The 14,818-nt window shown below is 63.6% G+C and carries 14 protein-coding genes; 6 read left to right on the top strand and 8 right to left on the bottom strand.

Translation table 11 applies throughout. The features are described from left to right. Window positions 1-114 precede the first annotated feature (114 nt). Together pncA and AC0L3E_RS20895 are read left to right on the top strand one after the other, a co-directional pair. Window positions 115-729: a bifunctional nicotinamidase/pyrazinamidase gene (pncA, locus tag AC0L3E_RS20900; RefSeq protein WP_128309136.1), complete on the top strand. Its 615-nt coding sequence runs from the start codon at window positions 115-117 to the stop codon at window positions 727-729. A 193-nt stretch (window positions 730-922) separates the two neighbouring features. Further along, window positions 923-2,356 carry a sodium:proton antiporter gene (locus tag AC0L3E_RS20895; RefSeq protein WP_128309135.1) on the top strand — a complete coding sequence of 478 codons (1,434 nt, stop codon included), beginning with the start codon at window positions 923-925 and terminating at the stop codon, window positions 2,354-2,356. Here the strand turns inward: AC0L3E_RS20895 and AC0L3E_RS20890 are convergent, their stop codons facing one another. The 8 genes from AC0L3E_RS20890 to gcvA form a co-directional block, all read right to left on the bottom strand. Next, on the bottom strand, window positions 2,357-3,076 hold the full coding sequence (locus AC0L3E_RS20890; protein WP_128309134.1) for an ABC transporter ATP-binding protein: 720 nt from the start codon (window positions 3,074-3,076) through the stop codon (window positions 2,357-2,359). Continuing rightward, window positions 3,073-3,801 (bottom strand): ABC transporter ATP-binding protein, encoded by a 729-nt coding sequence (locus AC0L3E_RS20885; RefSeq protein WP_128309133.1) that lies wholly within the window; start codon window positions 3,799-3,801, stop codon window positions 3,073-3,075. Before AC0L3E_RS20885 ends, AC0L3E_RS20890 begins: the two co-directional genes overlap by 4 nt. Then, on the bottom strand, window positions 3,798-4,760 hold the full coding sequence (locus AC0L3E_RS20880; protein WP_128309132.1) for a branched-chain amino acid ABC transporter permease: 963 nt from the start codon (window positions 4,758-4,760) through the stop codon (window positions 3,798-3,800). Before AC0L3E_RS20880 ends, AC0L3E_RS20885 begins: the two co-directional genes overlap by 4 nt. Then, the gene (locus AC0L3E_RS20875) at window positions 4,757-5,638 is read right to left on the bottom strand and encodes a branched-chain amino acid ABC transporter permease (protein WP_127267045.1); all 882 of its coding nucleotides are present in this window, start codon (window positions 5,636-5,638) and stop codon (window positions 4,757-4,759) included. Before AC0L3E_RS20875 ends, AC0L3E_RS20880 begins: the two co-directional genes overlap by 4 nt. Window positions 5,639-5,855: 217 nt before the next feature. After that, entirely contained in the window at window positions 5,856-7,160 is a 1,305-nt protein-coding gene (locus AC0L3E_RS20870; RefSeq protein ID WP_473605532.1) for an ABC transporter substrate-binding protein, read from the bottom strand. Between the two features lie 152 nt (window positions 7,161-7,312). Next, window positions 7,313-8,752, bottom strand: a complete 1,440-nt coding sequence (locus AC0L3E_RS20865) for a hypothetical protein (protein WP_473605531.1) — start codon at window positions 8,750-8,752, stop codon at window positions 7,313-7,315. Window positions 8,753-8,923: 171 nt separating this feature from the next. Further along, on the bottom strand, window positions 8,924-10,228 hold the full coding sequence (pncB, locus tag AC0L3E_RS20860; protein ID WP_128309147.1) for a nicotinate phosphoribosyltransferase: 1,305 nt from the start codon (window positions 10,226-10,228) through the stop codon (window positions 8,924-8,926). Window positions 10,229-10,364: 136 nt separating this feature from the next. Further along, window positions 10,365-11,339 carry a transcriptional regulator GcvA gene (gene gcvA / locus AC0L3E_RS20855; RefSeq protein ID WP_128309146.1) on the bottom strand — a complete coding sequence of 325 codons (975 nt, stop codon included), beginning with the start codon at window positions 11,337-11,339 and terminating at the stop codon, window positions 10,365-10,367. Between the two features lie 205 nt (window positions 11,340-11,544). Here gcvA and speB point away from each other — a divergent pair, with 205 nt between their 5' ends. The 4 genes from speB to AC0L3E_RS20835 all read left to right on the top strand — a co-directional run bounded on the left by speB (window position 11,545) and on the right by AC0L3E_RS20835 (window position 14,805). Beyond that, window positions 11,545-12,606 carry an agmatinase gene (speB, locus tag AC0L3E_RS20850; RefSeq protein ID WP_128309145.1) on the top strand — a complete coding sequence of 354 codons (1,062 nt, stop codon included), beginning with the start codon at window positions 11,545-11,547 and terminating at the stop codon, window positions 12,604-12,606. A gap of 85 nt (window positions 12,607-12,691) precedes the next feature. Continuing rightward, complete coding sequence (locus tag AC0L3E_RS20845; RefSeq protein ID WP_127269241.1) at window positions 12,692-13,498, top strand: transporter substrate-binding domain-containing protein; 807 nt, start codon at window positions 12,692-12,694, stop codon at window positions 13,496-13,498. Between the two features lie 6 nt (window positions 13,499-13,504). Beyond that, complete coding sequence (locus AC0L3E_RS20840) at window positions 13,505-14,161, top strand: amino acid ABC transporter permease (RefSeq protein WP_127808345.1); 657 nt, start codon at window positions 13,505-13,507, stop codon at window positions 14,159-14,161. Further along, window positions 14,158-14,805: an amino acid ABC transporter permease gene (locus tag AC0L3E_RS20835; protein ID WP_127269243.1), complete on the top strand. Its 648-nt coding sequence runs from the start codon at window positions 14,158-14,160 to the stop codon at window positions 14,803-14,805. Before AC0L3E_RS20840 ends, AC0L3E_RS20835 begins: the two co-directional genes overlap by 4 nt. Window positions 14,806-14,818: the final 13 nt, after the last annotated feature.

Here is a 14,818-nt window from a genome sequence, read left to right as displayed (position 1 = left end):
CGCATTTGTTATGTCGCGAGAGGGTTGACGCCGCCGGCCATCTGGTCAAGTTTCTGCGTCCGGTCGCGTCAGCGGCATTTTCCACTGGAGCCTGCATACGGAAGAGGAAAGCCCATGGCCGACGAAGCGCTTGTCGTCATCGACCTGCAGAACGATTTTTGTCCGGGCGGTGCGCTGGCGGTTGCCGGCGGCGATGAGATCGTGCCGCTGGTCAACGACCTGATCCGGCGAACCGACCATGTCGTGCTGACGCAGGACTGGCATCCCGCCGGTCATTCCAGCTTTGCCTCCAGCCATCCGGGCGCGCAGCCTTTCACGATGATCGAAATGCCCTATGGTCAGCAGACGCTGTGGCCGGACCACTGCATCCAGGGCAGCCTGGGCTCGGATTTCCATTCCGGCCTCGCCTGGACCAAGGCCGAGCTCGTCATTCGCAAGGGATTTAGGCCTGATATCGACAGCTATTCGGCTTTCTTCGAGAACGACCGCACGACCCAGACCGGCCTTGCCGGCTACCTCCGGGAGCGCGGCATCGACACGCTGACCCTGGTCGGGCTGGCGACCGATTTCTGCGTCGGCTTTTCGGCGCTGGACGCCGTCAGCCAGGGCTTCAAAACCACAGTGCGGCTCGATGCCTGCCGCGGCATCGATCTCAACGGTTCGCTCGATGCCATGCTGCAGCGCCTGCGCGACGCCGGCGTGACGCTCGAAGACCCTTTGTCGGATTGAACGGCCCTTGGGCAAGCACCCCCTCACCCGGATTGCCAGCCGAATTGCGAAGGGCAATTCGGGGCAATCCGACCTCTCCCCGAGGGGAGAGGAGGCTGCCGGCGCCGAAGCTCGTCTCTTCTCCCCAGCGGGGGTCCGAAGGACGGGCGAGGCCCGTGACTCGCCCCGGCATAGGTGGCCGCGTAGCGGCCGGATGAGGGGGCCTTTCTCGTACGCGATCCCATGCGCTGTAACAGTTTTCGCAATACTGTTTCCTGGAACAGCTTTTGCCGCCGAAGACCACGGCCTGCCCGGCGCTTCGATGTCGCTGTGGTGGGCGCTGCCCTTTGCCGGGCTGCTGTTGTCGATCGCCACCGGTCCGCTGCTGTTTCCTCATGCCTGGGAACATCACTACGGCAAGATATCGGCCCTTTGGGCCGCGCTGGTGATCGTGCCGCTGGCGATTGCCTTCGGTGTTCCCACAGCGACCGAAGCGGTGCTGCATGCGTTGCTCACGGAATACATGTCGTTCATCATCCTGCTGTTTGCGCTGTTCACCATTTCGGGCGGCATTCTCCTTGCCGGCAACATTCACGGCACGCCGCTGGTGAATGCAAGCCTGCTGCTGGTCGGCGCGCTGCTGGCCTCGGTGATAGGCACGACCGGTGCCTCGATGATCCTGATCCGGCCGATCATCCGCGCCAACGATAACAGGCCGTTCAACGCCCATGTCGTCATCTTCTTCATCTTCCTGGTGTCCAACATCGGCGGCTCGCTGACGCCGCTTGGCGATCCGCCGCTGTTCGTCGGCTTCCTCAGAGGTGTCGACTTCTTCTGGACGACCGCCAATCTCTGGCGCGAGACCCTGTTCGTCGGCGGTGCCGTGCTGGCCGTCTTCCTGGGCATCGACATCATCCTGCATCGGCGCGAGGCTGGCGCGCCGAAGATCAAGGATCCGACGCCGGACACGACGGTGCGTCTGCGCGGCCTGGCCAACCTTCCGCTGCTGGCAGGTGTGATCGGCGCCATCCTGCTGTCGGCGGCCTGGAAGCCGGGCGTCAGCTTCTCCGTGTTCGGCGTCAGTCTCGAACTGCAGAATCTGGTGCGCGACGCCATCATCCTGGCGCTCGCCCTGCTGTCGCTTCCGCTCTCCTACAAGAGCCACCGGGAGGCGAACGGCTTCAACTGGGGCCCGATAGCAGAGGTGGCAAAATTGTTTGCCGGCATCTTCATCTGCATCGTGCCGGTCATCGCCATCCTAAGGGCAAGCCATGACGGCGCGCTGGCACCGCTGGTGTCGCTTGTCAGTTCACCCTCGGGTACGCCCAACGATCTCGCCTATTTCTGGCTGACAGGGGCATTGTCGTCCTTCCTCGACAATGCGCCGACCTATCTGGTGTTCTTCGAGCTTGCCGGCGGCGACCCCCGGCACCTGATGACGGAGTTCGCTTCGACGCTTGCCGCGATCTCGGCCGGCGCGGTGTTCATGGGCGCCAACACTTATATCGGCAATGCGCCGAACTTCATGGTCTACGCCATCGCCCGCCATCGCGGCGTGAAGATGCCGGGCTTCTTCGGCTACATGCTGTGGTCTGGGCTGGTGCTGATCCCGATATTTTTGGTCGCGGGCTTTCTGTTCTTCGGCTGATCACCCGACGCCGACATAGCGGCGGACCGCCGACGGGTCGGCGCGCAACTCCTCGACGTCGACCGTCTCGCGGTTGCGGCCGTTTTCGATGAAGGCAACGTGGTCGGCGACCGAAAGCACTGCATCGACACGCTGCTCGACCAGGATGGTCGAGACGCCCATGTCGCGCAGCTTCGACACCGTCTCGCGGATCTTGGCGATCATCGACGGCATCAGCCCTTCGGTCGGCTCGTCGAGCAGCAGCACTTGCGGTTCGAGACAGAGCGCGCGCGCCATGGCCAGCATCTGCTGTTCGCCGCCGGACAATGTGCCGGAACGCTGCCGCAGCCGCTGGCGCAGCAATGGAAAGAGGTCGAGCACGTTTTCACGCGTCGCCTTGCCCTTGCTGCGGGCCATCAGGCCGATCTCGATGTTTTCGGCCACCGTCATTTCGGCGAACAGCCGCCTTCCCTGCGGCACATAGGCGGCGCCGGCCTTGGGCACCTCATGCGCCGGCAGCCCGGTCAATTCTTGGCCAGCCAGTTTGATCGAGCCGGCGCTTGAGGGAACCAGCCCCATGATGGCTTTGAGCGTCGTTGTCTTACCGGCGCCATTGCGGCCGAACAGGCACAGCACCTCGCCCTTGTTCAGCACCAGGTCGAGGCCATAGAGCACCTGGACCTCGCCATAGTAGCAGTCCAGTCCAGAGATGGTCAGCGCCTCGGACTTTGCCTCGGTCATGGGGCGGTCCCCAGATAGGCTTCCTGCACCGCCGCGTTCTGGCGGATCGCTTCGGGGGTGCCTTCGGCCAGGATCTTGCCGGCATTGAAGACGGTGATGCGGTCGGCGAGTTGCATGACGACAGGCATGTTGTGCTCGATCAGAAGCACGGTGGCGTTCTTGGCGATCTCGCGCACCAGGGTGATGAAATTGTCGATCTCGCTGTCGGCCAGCCCTTGCGTCGGCTCGTCGAGGATCAGCAGGCGCGGCTTCAGCGCGAGGCCCATCGCCACTTCCAACAGGCGCTGATGGCCGTAGGACAATTGGCCGGCCGGCATGTGGGCACGATCGGCCAGGCCGGTGCGTTCCAGTGCGGTCATGACAGCGGCCTGTATCGCGCTCTTGGAATGGCTGCCATGCCGCAGCGTCAGTTGCGCGGGCAGCGCGACGTTGGCGTAAACGGACAGGTTGGCATAGACGCTGGTGAGCTGGAAGGTGTAGGCGATGCCCCTGCGCACCCTGACATAGGCAGGCAGATTGGTGATGTCGGCGCCGTCGAAGACGATCATGCCGGCAGACGGCTGGATGCGGCCGCTGACCAGGCTGACGAAGGTGGTCTTCCCCGCCCCGTTGGGGCCGATCACGGCGCGGATCTCGCCCGGCATCAGCGCGAAATCGACATTGTCGACGGCGCGCAGACCACCGAAATTGCGCGACAGGCCCTTGGTGGTCAAAAGCGGCATCATGGCAGCCACCCGAGCCAGCGCTGGCGGATGCTGCCCAGAATGCCTTTCGGGAAAAACAGCACCAGCAGGATCAGCGCGATGCCGACGATCAGCAGATAGGCGGAGGTGTAGCCGCTGGTGATATCAATGACATAGTACATGAACAGCGTGCCGATCAGCGGTCCGAGCGTCGTCGCGGCACCCCCCAGCAGCACCCACAGCAGCGGCAGGATCGAATACTGCACCGACGCGAAGCTCGATCCGACATAGCCGAACAGCAGCGCATAGGCGGCCCCCGAGGCCGCGCAGATGATGCCGGAGATGACGACGGCGGCGAGCTTGTTCGAAAACGTATCGTAGCCGAGCATCTTCGTGCGCTCCTCATTCTCGCGGATGGCGACCAGCACGCGGCCATAGCGGGAGCGGACGATGGCCAATGTGACGAGCAGCACGATGGAAAACAGCGCCAGCGCTGTCATGTAGCGCACCGTCGGATTGGTGAGTTCGAGCGATGTAGCGCCAAAGCTGAGCACCCGCGCCGGCTGCGGCACGACCATGCCTTGGTCGCCGCCGGTCCAAGTCGCGAAGTAGAGGATGAGGAGGTAGAACACTTGAGCGAACATCATGGTGACGATCATGAAGGCGACGCCCGTGGTGCGCAACGCCAGCAGGCCGATCACGAGTGAAACAACAACACCACAGCCGAGGCCCGAGGCGAATGCCGCTGGTACGCTCCAGCCGAGCTGGATGACGGCAAGGCCGGCGCCATAGAGCCCGGCGGCGAAGAACATCGCATGGCCGAGGCTGAGCAGGCCGACATAGCCGAACAGCATGTTGTAGCCCATGGCAAAGACCGCCAGCACCATGATGCGGGCAAGCAGGCCGTGATAGTAGTCCGGCAGCAGGAAGCTCAGCACGAAGAGCAGGGCGATGACGCCGAGATGCAGGGCATAGGCTTTTGCCGGCGAAGCTTCGCTCATCGCGATGCCGTCCCGAACAGGCCTTGCGGGCGGAACACCAGCACCATGGCGACGAGCAGCGTGGCAATGATCTTGGCCAGCGTCGGCGAGAAGAACATCGAGATGATGCCGTCGGAGAGGCCGATCAGCACGGCGGCGACGACCGTGCCGCGCAGCGAGCCGAGGCCGCCGATGATGACGACGATGAAGGAGAGCAGCAGCGGATCCTGTCCCATCAGATAATGCGCCTGGCTGATCGGCACGATCAGCACCGCGGCAATGGCCGCCAGCATGGCACCGAGCGCGAAGACGCCGCCATAGACACGGCCGACAGGGATGCCGAAGGCCTGTGCGGTTTCGCTGTCATACTGCGTGGCGCGCATGACGAGGCCGATCCTGGTGCGCGTCAGCACCAGCCATGTCGCGGTGAGCAGCAGCGCGGAAGCGGCGATAACAGACAGTTTGTAGCCGGAATAGCCGAACCACGGCAAAAGGATGCGGTAGCTGAACGGCGGCTCGACCGGCCGAGCCTCCGGGCCATAGAAAGTCAGCGCCAGCTGCTGGATGATGTAGAGCATGCCGATGGTGGCGACGATGGTGGCTTCCGGATTGTAATTGAGCCGGCGCAGCACCAGCCGTTCGGCGACCAGCGCAATGGCGCCGACGATCAGCGGGGCAATCACCAGCGCCGCCAGGAAGCCGAGCGCAGGGTGACCGCCGATGGCCGTGGTGATCGCCCAGGCGAGCACCGCGCCCAGCATGAAGAACTCGCCATGCGCGACATTGACCACCCGCATGACGCCGAACACCAGCGACAGGCCGAGCGCCGTCAGGGCTAGCACTGACGAGGTGACGAGGCCTTCGAGAGCGGCGAGGAGGAGATGGGGACCGAAGTGCATGGGCTAAGCACCAGCGGATGCGCGAGGCACCCCCCTCTGGCCTGCCGGCCATCTCCCCCTCAAGGGGGGAGATTGGCTGTCCCCACGGCCTTCGCCAATAGCCAAGGGTGATAAATGGCCGCCTTCGCATGAACTGCCAATCTCCCCCCTTGAGGGGGAGATGGCCGGCAGGCCAAAGGGGGGTGGGCCGAAGGGCACTGTGCTTACAAAACCAGGCTCACAGCGCCTGCGTCGTATAATCTCCCTCGGCCTCGTAAAGCCCGTCCTCGATCTTGGTCTTGTGCACGACCTTGAGCTTGCCGCCCTCGACCTTGGAGATGTTCTGGATACCAAAGCACTGGTGGATCTTGCCGTTGAAGGTTTTTGGCCCCTGCGGATGCTGCGGGCCTTCGGCGAACTCGGTCAGTGCCTCGGTCGCCTCGACCAGCTTGGCGCGGTCTTCCGGACCCTTGTAGCCGGCGTCTTCCATTGCCTTCTTGACGACATAGAGCGTCTCCCAGCAGCCGAACATGTGGGCTGCGGTGGAGACATCCTTGGGATCGCCGACGGCAGCGCCATTGTCATCGATGCCGACAGCGGTGCGGTAGGCCTTCTGCGCTTCGGAATCGTTGGCCTGCGCATAACGCGGCGAGCCTTCCCAGAAATGGCTGCCGTCGAGGAATTCGAGGCCGGGGCTGTTGATGTCGGTGGCCTCGAGCGAATCGATGAAGCCGAACAGTTGCGGTCGGTTGGAGCCGTAGAATTCGCCGAGCTCCTTGACGAAAGTGAGCACGGCCGGGCCGACCATGACGTGGTAGATCACCTCGGTCTCGGCCGGGATCTGCGGGAAGTATTTGGTGAAGGACGATTCCGTCGGCGGGATGGCGATCTGCGCGATGACCTCGCCGCCTTGCGCCTTCAGTGCCGGCGGCAGGTAGTCGCGATGGTCGTAGCCGAAGGCGAAATCGGGGAATATCTGCGTCACCTTCTTGCCGGCATTGGCCGCGATCCAGGGCGCCATCGACTGGATCTGGCTCTTCACGTCGGTGATGCCGGGCTGGAAGACATAGCGGTTCAGCTTGGTTGAAGCGACGTGGTGGCCTTCGCTGACGACGAAATAGGGCATCTTGTTTTCGCCGGCGGCGGGCGCAGAGCCGATGACGACATGCGAGAACAGCGTGCCGAAGACGATGTCGGTCTTGTGCTGGGTGGCGAACTTGCCGACCACCTCGGCGCCACGGCCGGGATCGGTGCCGTCATCCTCGATGATCACCTCAACCTGACGGCCGTTGATGCCGCCGGCGGCGTTGATCGCCTTGACCGCGGCAGCGGTGGTCTTCTCGTACCAGCGGCCATAGGCGGCGCCGATGCCGGTTCGGTGCGACTGAAAGCCGATCTTGATCGGCGCCGAGCTCTGCGCCTGCGAATAACGGACGAAGCCGGGGGCAAGGCCCAGGCCGGCGCCGGCGGCCAGACCCTTCAGCGCTGTGCGGCGAGTCAGGGCAGTCTTGGAGAGGTCGAAAAATCCGTTCTTGTCAGCCATGTTCGTTCCTCTGTTTTTCAGTTTTGACCAACGATAAGGCGGCTTCGGCATCCTCGCTCAGAGGACGCAAAAAATTGCATGTGTACAAACTAAATCACCAAAGCCTTGATGTGGCAAGCGAGCTTCCCGACGATATCGAGGCCGTCCTTTTCTCATCCGGTGGTCGGCGTGGCAAGCAACCAGAGGCCGAAGACGGTGTAGGCGATCATCAGCAAGGTAAGCGGGAACTGGCTGAGGGCTGCACGGGCAGGCTGTGGGTGCAGGCGCCAGGCGAAGCCGTGGGCGACGAGGACGGCGAGCACGTGGCCAAGGATGATGGCGCCGGCCTGGACATTCCACAACCACCACGCCGAGTCCGCCCCGGCAACGATGCCGGCTTCGATCTGCATGTCGGCGGTGCCGAACAGGTTCCAGCCCATCGCGAACGGGTCGGAAAGTGCCGCAAGCGCATATTGGCCGTCGACGAGCAGCGCCGTCAGATAATGCGCGACATGATAGGCGAGCGCGATCGGCACGATCGACCACACCAGCAGGCCGGCCGCCTGGGCAAGGGTGTGATCGCTGCCGGCAAGACGCTGGCCAAGCCAGACGGCAAGCAGGAACACCGCCGCAAGCAGCACGAATGTCAGGATCAGCCCGAAAGTGCCGCTGCCGATCAGCGCGGTGCGGCCGGGAAATTCGAGCGGATTGATGCCGAACAGGCCGAGCCAGAAGAAGGTTTTCGACAGGCCGTCGAAGGACACCGACGACAGGGCGAGCAGCAGGAAGGCGATGCCGCTGGCCGGCAGGGGCTGCGCCGTCAGCAGCTTGGCGCCGGGCCAGCACAGGCCAAGCCGGCCGTCTTGGTTGCGTTCGGCCACGGCGAAGCGCGCCACCATCGAGAAGAAAACCGTCAGGAATTCACCGCTGCGGCTCCAGTCGCGATAGCCGAACGCCAGCATGGCGAGGAAAGAGAACAGCCAGTAGAGGCCGGCGGCCAAGGCCAGCCGCCCCGGATCGTCGGGCGCCGGATCGATGAGTTCGAACCAGGCGAAGGCGAAGAACAGGATGACAGCCGGCCAGCAGCCGACCCATCCGGGCAGGCGCCATGCTCCGTGATCCCTGGTCCCGAACAGGCGCGAGGCGAGACGCCATGCTCCATACCAGGGGTTCAGCCATGACCAGAGGTCGCCGAAGACACCCTGCAGCAGCGTGACGCCGGCCCACAACAGTGTCCAGATCACCAGTGGCAGAGGATTGGAAAGCGGGTCGCGGCTGCCGAAAAGGCCGGCGGCTATGAGGATTACAAAGCCGGCAAAGGAGAGCAGGCTGATGACGGTGCGGGCGGCGTTGCTGAGGGCAAACAACGGCAGGCGCCGGCGCCAGAAACGGTCCAGCAAATCCGCAGGCAGCAGCGCCAGGACGAGGAAGCTGACGGCCACGGCGAAGGCGCCGCCGATCAGATAGTAGCCGGTCGGCAGCAGCAGGACGTGGCCACGGTCGGAGGCGTGGGCGAAGGCGGGGGTGGGCAATATGAGCGATGCGGCCGTAACCAACAAAGCCAACGATAGGTGATGGCGCTCTACGGCGCCCCCCTCTGTCCTGCCGGACATCTCCCCCTCAAGGGGGGAGATTGCGCAGCCGTTACAGCTTTCGCCAATCTTCAACGTTGAAGAAGAAGAGCCGTCGGCGGAACTGCCGATCTCCCCCCTTGAGGGGGAGATGTCCGGCAGGACAGAGGGGGGCGCCAAGGAACTCGAACTATCCAGGAGCCCCATCACCGCTCACACCTTGACCAGTTGCTCCACGCGATCCTTCTCGCCAAAAATCCTGATATAGCGTTCGATCTCGTTCTCGTCGCCGGTCGCCTTGGCCGGATTGTCCGACAGCTTCACCGCCGGCCTGCCATTGGCCTCGGTGACCTTGCAGACCAGCGATATGGCGTCGAGGCTGTTGGTTTCCGTCGGCGCGCAGCCTTCGAAATCATTGGTCAGATTGGTGCCCCAGCCGAAGGACATGCGCACCTTGCCCTTGAAGTGGCGATAGGTCTCCTCGATGGTCTCGACTTCAAGCCCGTCGGAGAAGATCAGCAGTTTCTGCCGGGGATCTTTGCCCTTGTCGCGCCACCAGGACAGGATCTTTTCGCCGCCTTCGATCGGCGGCGCGCTGTCGGGGCGAAAGCCCGTCCAGTCGGCCACCCAGTCCGGCGCATCACGCAGGAACGATGCCGTGCCGAAGGCGTCGGGCAGCACGATCAAGAGATTGCCGCCATAGTAACGCTGCCAGTCCTGCAGCACCTTGTAGGGCGACTGCCTCAGCTCTTTTTCCGAGTCGGCGAGGGCGGCGAACACCATCGGCAGCTCATGTGCGTTGGTGCCGAGCGCTTCGAGGTCGTTGTCCATGGCCAGAAGCACGTTGGAGGTGCCGGTGAACGCTTCGCCGATGCCTTCCTTCAGCGCCTCGACGCACCAGCGCTGCCACAGGAAGGAATGGCGCCGGCGCGTGCCGAAGTCCGAGATGCGGATGCCGGGCAGCGCCTTCAGCCGCTCGGTCTTGGCCCACATCTTGGACTTGGCGCGGGCATAGAGCACGTCGAGCGCGAAAGGCCCGAACGCCCGCATCGCCGCGCGCGATCGAAGTTCATTGATGATGGCGAGCGCGGGGATTTCCCACAGTGTGGTGTACATCCACGGCCCGCTGAAGGTCAGTTCATACTGCCCGTCGCGCTTCGACAGCTCGTATTCGGGCAGCCGGAAGCCTTCCAGCCAGGCGAGGAATTCCGGTTCGAAGATCTGCTTGCGGCCGTAGAAATTGTTACCGCCGAGCCAGATCATCTCCTTCTTGGAGAAGCGCAAGGTGCGGGCATGGTCGAGCTGTTCGCGCAATTCGGCCTCGTCGATCTCGTCGGCAAGGCGCACCGAAGTCGTGCGGTTGATCAGCGAGAAGGTTGCGTCGACCTTGGGATACATGCCCCAGATCATCTGCAGCATCAAAAGCTTGTAGAAATCCGTATCGAGCAGGCTGCGCACGATCGGGTCGAGCTTCCAGGTGTGGTTGTAGACGCGCCGCGCAATATCGGTCTTAGCCATGTCTCAACACCGCCTTCGCTGCCTGCCATCCACAATCGCGACAGGCCTCATAGCATCGAATCGGCCAGAACGCTGCCCGCTTTCAGGCTGGCCCGACAAAAAGAGCTGCCTGCATGCGGTGGCGCAGAGCTTGGCATCAACTTGCGGATTTTCCGCCCATCACCCTGAGCGCCGGACGCTTGCGGCGGCTGACGATGCGGCCGGCCACAGGGGCGTCGGCGCGCCCGTCATCCCCGGCCTTCTCGGCGAACAGCCAGTCGATGAACACCTGCACGATCGGTGTCGCCCGCATCTCGTTGCGGCAGACGACATAGAAATCGTCGACCGCCGGCACCGACAGGCTGAACGGCGCGACCAGCATGCCCCTGGCCAGCAGCGCACTTGCCGTCACGGAGTCGCCCAGCGCCACGCCATGGCCATGCACCGCCGCCTCGGTCGCCATGCGCGCATCGCCGAGGTGATGGCGGCGACCCCGCTCCAGGTCCAGCGCTTCGGCGGCCGCCAGCCAGGTGTGCCATTCGCGGCCGTCATCGCCATGCAGGAAGACATGGTCGGCGAGATCCCTGACGCTGCGGATCGGCCGGTTGTTGATCAGGGTCGGGCTGACCACGGGAAACAGTTCGAGGCCCGACCATTTGCGCATCCAGCAATCGGTCCAGCTGCCGTCGCCATAATGCACGCAGACATCGATGGTGGGCGCCCGCAAATCCTTGGGATCGTTGGAAGGGATAAGCGTCAGCCTTATGTCGGGATATTGCGCCATGAAACTGCCGAGCCGCGGTGTCATCCACAACAACAGAAGCGCCGGCACGCAGGAGACCGAAAGTGTGCCGCTGCTCGCCGGCCTTGTCATGCGCTGGGTGGCGGCGGCGATGCCGTCGAAGGCGGTCGACACCGCCGGCAGAAGCTCCGCGCCATGCGGTGTCAGTTTGACCCGCTGGCCGGCCCGCTCGAACAGCTTGACACTAAGCGACTGCTCGAGCGCCTTGATCTGATGGCTGACGGCGCCATGGGTGACATTCAGCTCAATGGCCGCCTTGGTCAGCGAGCCATGTCGGGCCGTTGCCTCGAAGGCGCGCAGTGGATTAAGCGGTGGCAGGCGCTTGGTCATGGGTATCAACTTTATTGTGAGATTTTCTCACAGAAAACACCCTAACAATATCAATTGATTTTTCAATGCCGCTGCCGGACACTGAACCTGGACAGCATCAAGACGTGAATCTGCAGGCAGCCAGCGGGACAGCGGCCCGGCCGGATGACGGTCGGTTCGCAGGCGTCATCCGCGGCGGCACTGCATCAGCCCAGGAGGAGCGGACATGGGATACGATCGCGGCAAGCTCGACGCGTTGCGTCGCAAATATGGTGAAAGCCATGGCGGCGAGATGTTCGACCCGAAATTCCGCAAGGTCGCCGACAAGATCTTCTCCAAGAGCGGCACGCGGCTGGCGCCCTATTCAGGCATCCCGACCTTCCTCGCCGCGCCCTACCGCGAAATATCGGCCGACAATCCGGATTTCGGCGATTTGCAGGTGGCGATGATCGGCGTGCCGATGGACCTCGGCGTCACCAACCGGCCAGGCTCGCGCTTCGGGCCGCGAGCGCTGCGTGCCATCGAGCGCATCGGCCCCTACAATCACGTTCTGGAATGCGCGCCCACACATGAGCTCCGGGTCGCCGATATCGGCGACACGCCGTTCCGCAGCCGCTACCGGCTTGAGACAAGCCATGAGGATATCGAGCGCCGCACCAACCAGATCGTCGATGCCGGCGTCATCCCGCTTTCGATCGGCGGCGACCATTCGATCAGCCACCCGATCCTGAAGGCCGTCGGCAAGAAAGCTCCGGTCGGGTTGATCCATATCGACGCCCACTGCGACACCAGTGGCCTGTTCGACATGACCAAGTTCCACCATGGCGGCCCGTTCCGCAACGCGGTGCTTGACGGCGTGCTCGACCCGACGCGCACCATCCAGATAGGCATCCGCGGCTCGGCCGAATATCTGTGGGAGTTCACCTACGAGTCCGGCATGACCGTGGTGCATGCCGAGGAGGTGACCGGTCTCGGCATTCCGGCCATCATCGAGAAGGCGCGCAGAATAGTCGGCGACGGCCCGACCTATGTCTCCTTCGATATCGACAGCGTCGACCCGGCCTTCGCGCCCGGCACCGGCACGCCGGAAGTTGGCGGGCTGACGACACGCGAAGTGCTCGAACTGCTGCGCGGCCTCAAGGGCCTCAACATCGTCGGCGGCGACGTCGTCGAGGTGGCGCCGCAATATGACGCGACCACCAACACGGCGCATGCCGCCGCACAGGTGCTGTTCGAGATATTGAGCCTGATGGTGTTCAGCCCGGCTATCACCGGCAAGGGAGCCTGACCTCTACGAATCCAAACGAAGGCGGCCGCCGCGCTGGAGCCGGCGGCCGTATCCAACAAACAAGCGTCCAGACAGGGGAATAACAATGACAATCCGCAAGACATTTGCCTCCATCGCCGCCGTGCTGATGCTTGGCACGGCCGGTTTCGGCTTCGCCACACAAGCCGCAAGCGCCGATGCGCTGGCGGACATCACCAAGGCCGGCACCATCAATGTCGGCGTCTTCGCCGACTTTCCGCCCTTCTCCTCGGCCAGCGCCGATATGAGCCTCAAGGGCTATGACATGGATGTCGCGCAATACATTGCCGATACGCTCAAGGTGAAGCTCAACCCCATCGCCGTCACCGGCCAGAACCGCATCCCGTATCTGAACGACAAGCGCGTCGACATCCTGATGAGCGTCGGCTACTCGAAGGAACGCGAACAGGTCATCGACTTCGCCGCCGCCTATGCGCCCTACTACATCGCCGTGATCGGTCCGGCGGCTCTGACGGTCAAGGGCAAGGAAGACCTCGCCGACAAGTCGATCGCCGTCAATCGTGGCACGCTGGAAGACACCTCGCTCACCGAGGCAGCACCGGCGTCGGCCGACATCAAGCGCTTCGACAACTACAATTCGGTGATCCAGGCCTTCATCTCCGGCCAGACGCAGCTGATGGTCGTCGGCAACGATGTCGGCGCGCAGGTGCTGGCCAAGCAGGACGCACTGAAGCCGGAGCAGAAGTTCCAGCTTCTGACCTCGCCCTCGCATATCGGCCTCAACAAGAATGAGGACGGCCTGAAGAAGGCGGTCAACGATGCCATCGCCAAGATGCTGGCCGACGGCAAGCTGGATGAAAGCTCGAAAACCTGGCTGAAGACGCCGCTCAATCCCGAAAACCTCAAGGATTGAGTTTCCGTGGCCTTTGCCTGGCTCCCGGGTGCTCTGGGCGACATCGCGCACGGCGCGGCCACGACGATCCTGCTGATCGCCGTGACCACGCTGGCCGGAACGCTGCTCAGCATCCTGGGTGCCGCGGGGCGACGAAACGGCCCGGTTCTGCTCAAGCGGGCGATCGCCTGTTACGTCGAGGTGATGCGCAACACGCCGTTCCTGGTGCAGCTGTTCTTCATCTTCTTCGGCCTGCCCAGCCTGGGCATCCGGCTCGATCCGATCCTGGCCGCCATGCTGGCGATGACGCTCAACATGGCGGCCTACACGATCGAGATCGTCGGCGCCGGGCTTGACGCCGTGCCCGGCGGACAGACGGAAGCAGCGCTCGCACTTGGGCTGCGGCCACGCCAGGTGTTCGTCAAGATCGTGCTGCCGCAGGCACTCAAGATTATCTATCCCGCGCTCACCAGCCAGATCGTCATCATGATGCTGGAGTCGGCCGTGGTGTCGCAGATCGCCGTGCGTGAACTGACCTACGAGGCCGACATGCTGCAGGCGCGCACCTTCCGCTCTTTCGAGACCTATTTCGTCGTGACGCTGGTCTATCTCGCTCTGTCGATGGCCTTGCGCCGGCTGCTGGTGTCAGGCGGGCGCCGTGCGCTCGGAGCCGGCGTATCATGATCGAGTTCACCTCCTGGGACATCGTGCGCAACCTGCTGCTCGCCGCCCGCTGGACGGTGCTGCTATCGCTGGCCGCCTTCATCGGCGGCGGCATCGTCGGCCTGGTCGTGCTGTTCTTCAGGATCGCCAAAAACAAGTGGAGCAGGCGCATAGCCTCGGGCTACATCGCCCTGTTCCAGGGGACGCCGCTCTTGATGCAGCTGTTCCTGATGTTCTTCGGGCTGCCGATGCTCGGCCTGCGCATCGAACCGTGGACGGCGGCGGCGCTCGGCCTCACCTTCTTCGCCAGCGCCTATCTCGCCGAAATCTGGCGCTCCGGCGTCGCGGCGCTACCCCTGGGGCAATGGGACGCCGGCGCAAGCCTTGGCCTGCACTATCTGCAGGAGCTGAGGCTGATCATCCTGCCGCAGGCCTTTTCGATCACCCGCGCACCCACCGTCGGCTTCCTGGTTCAGCTGATCAAATCGACCGCGCTCACTTCGATCATCGGCTTCGAGGAGCTGGTGCGGACCTCCAACGCCATCAACAATGCGACCTTCGAACCGTTCAAGGTCTACGGGCTGGTGGCTCTGATCTTCTTCGTCATGTGCTTTCCGCTGACGCAATACGCCCGCAGGCTCGAGAAACAGGCGGCTGCTCGCTGACGCGCCAAGGCAG

This window comes from Mesorhizobium sp. WSM4822, assembly GCF_055811155.1.
The sequence above is the reverse complement of the archived record's forward strand: the minus strand, read 5'-3'. Positions and strand labels throughout refer to the sequence as shown.

Excerpts from the sequence above, each read along its gene's own strand:
- AC0L3E_RS20895 (WP_128309135.1), top strand. The coding sequence starts at position 923 with ATGAGGGGGCCTTTCTCGTACGCGATCCCATGCGCTGTAACAGTTTTC.
- AC0L3E_RS20880 (WP_128309132.1), bottom strand. The coding sequence starts at position 4,760 with ATGAGCGAAGCTTCGCCGGCAAAAGCCTATGCCCTGCATCTCGGCGTC.
- speB (WP_128309145.1), top strand. The coding sequence starts at position 11,545 with ATGGGATACGATCGCGGCAAGCTCGACGCGTTGCGTCGCAAATATGGT.
- pncB (WP_128309147.1), bottom strand. The coding sequence starts at position 10,228 with ATGGCTAAGACCGATATTGCGCGGCGCGTCTACAACCACACCTGGAAG.
- pncA (WP_128309136.1), top strand. The coding sequence starts at position 115 with ATGGCCGACGAAGCGCTTGTCGTCATCGACCTGCAGAACGATTTTTGT.
- AC0L3E_RS20835 (WP_127269243.1), top strand. The coding sequence starts at position 14,158 with ATGATCGAGTTCACCTCCTGGGACATCGTGCGCAACCTGCTGCTCGCC.
- AC0L3E_RS20870 (WP_473605532.1), bottom strand. The coding sequence starts at position 7,160 with ATGGCTGACAAGAACGGATTTTTCGACCTCTCCAAGACTGCCCTGACT.
- AC0L3E_RS20875 (WP_127267045.1), bottom strand. The coding sequence starts at position 5,638 with ATGCACTTCGGTCCCCATCTCCTCCTCGCCGCTCTCGAAGGCCTCGTC.
- gcvA (WP_128309146.1), bottom strand. The coding sequence starts at position 11,339 with ATGACCAAGCGCCTGCCACCGCTTAATCCACTGCGCGCCTTCGAGGCA.
- AC0L3E_RS20865 (WP_473605531.1), bottom strand. The coding sequence starts at position 8,752 with ATGTCCGGCAGGACAGAGGGGGGCGCCGTAGAGCGCCATCACCTATCG.
- AC0L3E_RS20890 (WP_128309134.1), bottom strand. The coding sequence starts at position 3,076 with ATGACCGAGGCAAAGTCCGAGGCGCTGACCATCTCTGGACTGGACTGC.
- AC0L3E_RS20845 (WP_127269241.1), top strand. The coding sequence starts at position 12,692 with ATGACAATCCGCAAGACATTTGCCTCCATCGCCGCCGTGCTGATGCTT.
- AC0L3E_RS20885 (WP_128309133.1), bottom strand. The coding sequence starts at position 3,801 with ATGATGCCGCTTTTGACCACCAAGGGCCTGTCGCGCAATTTCGGTGGT.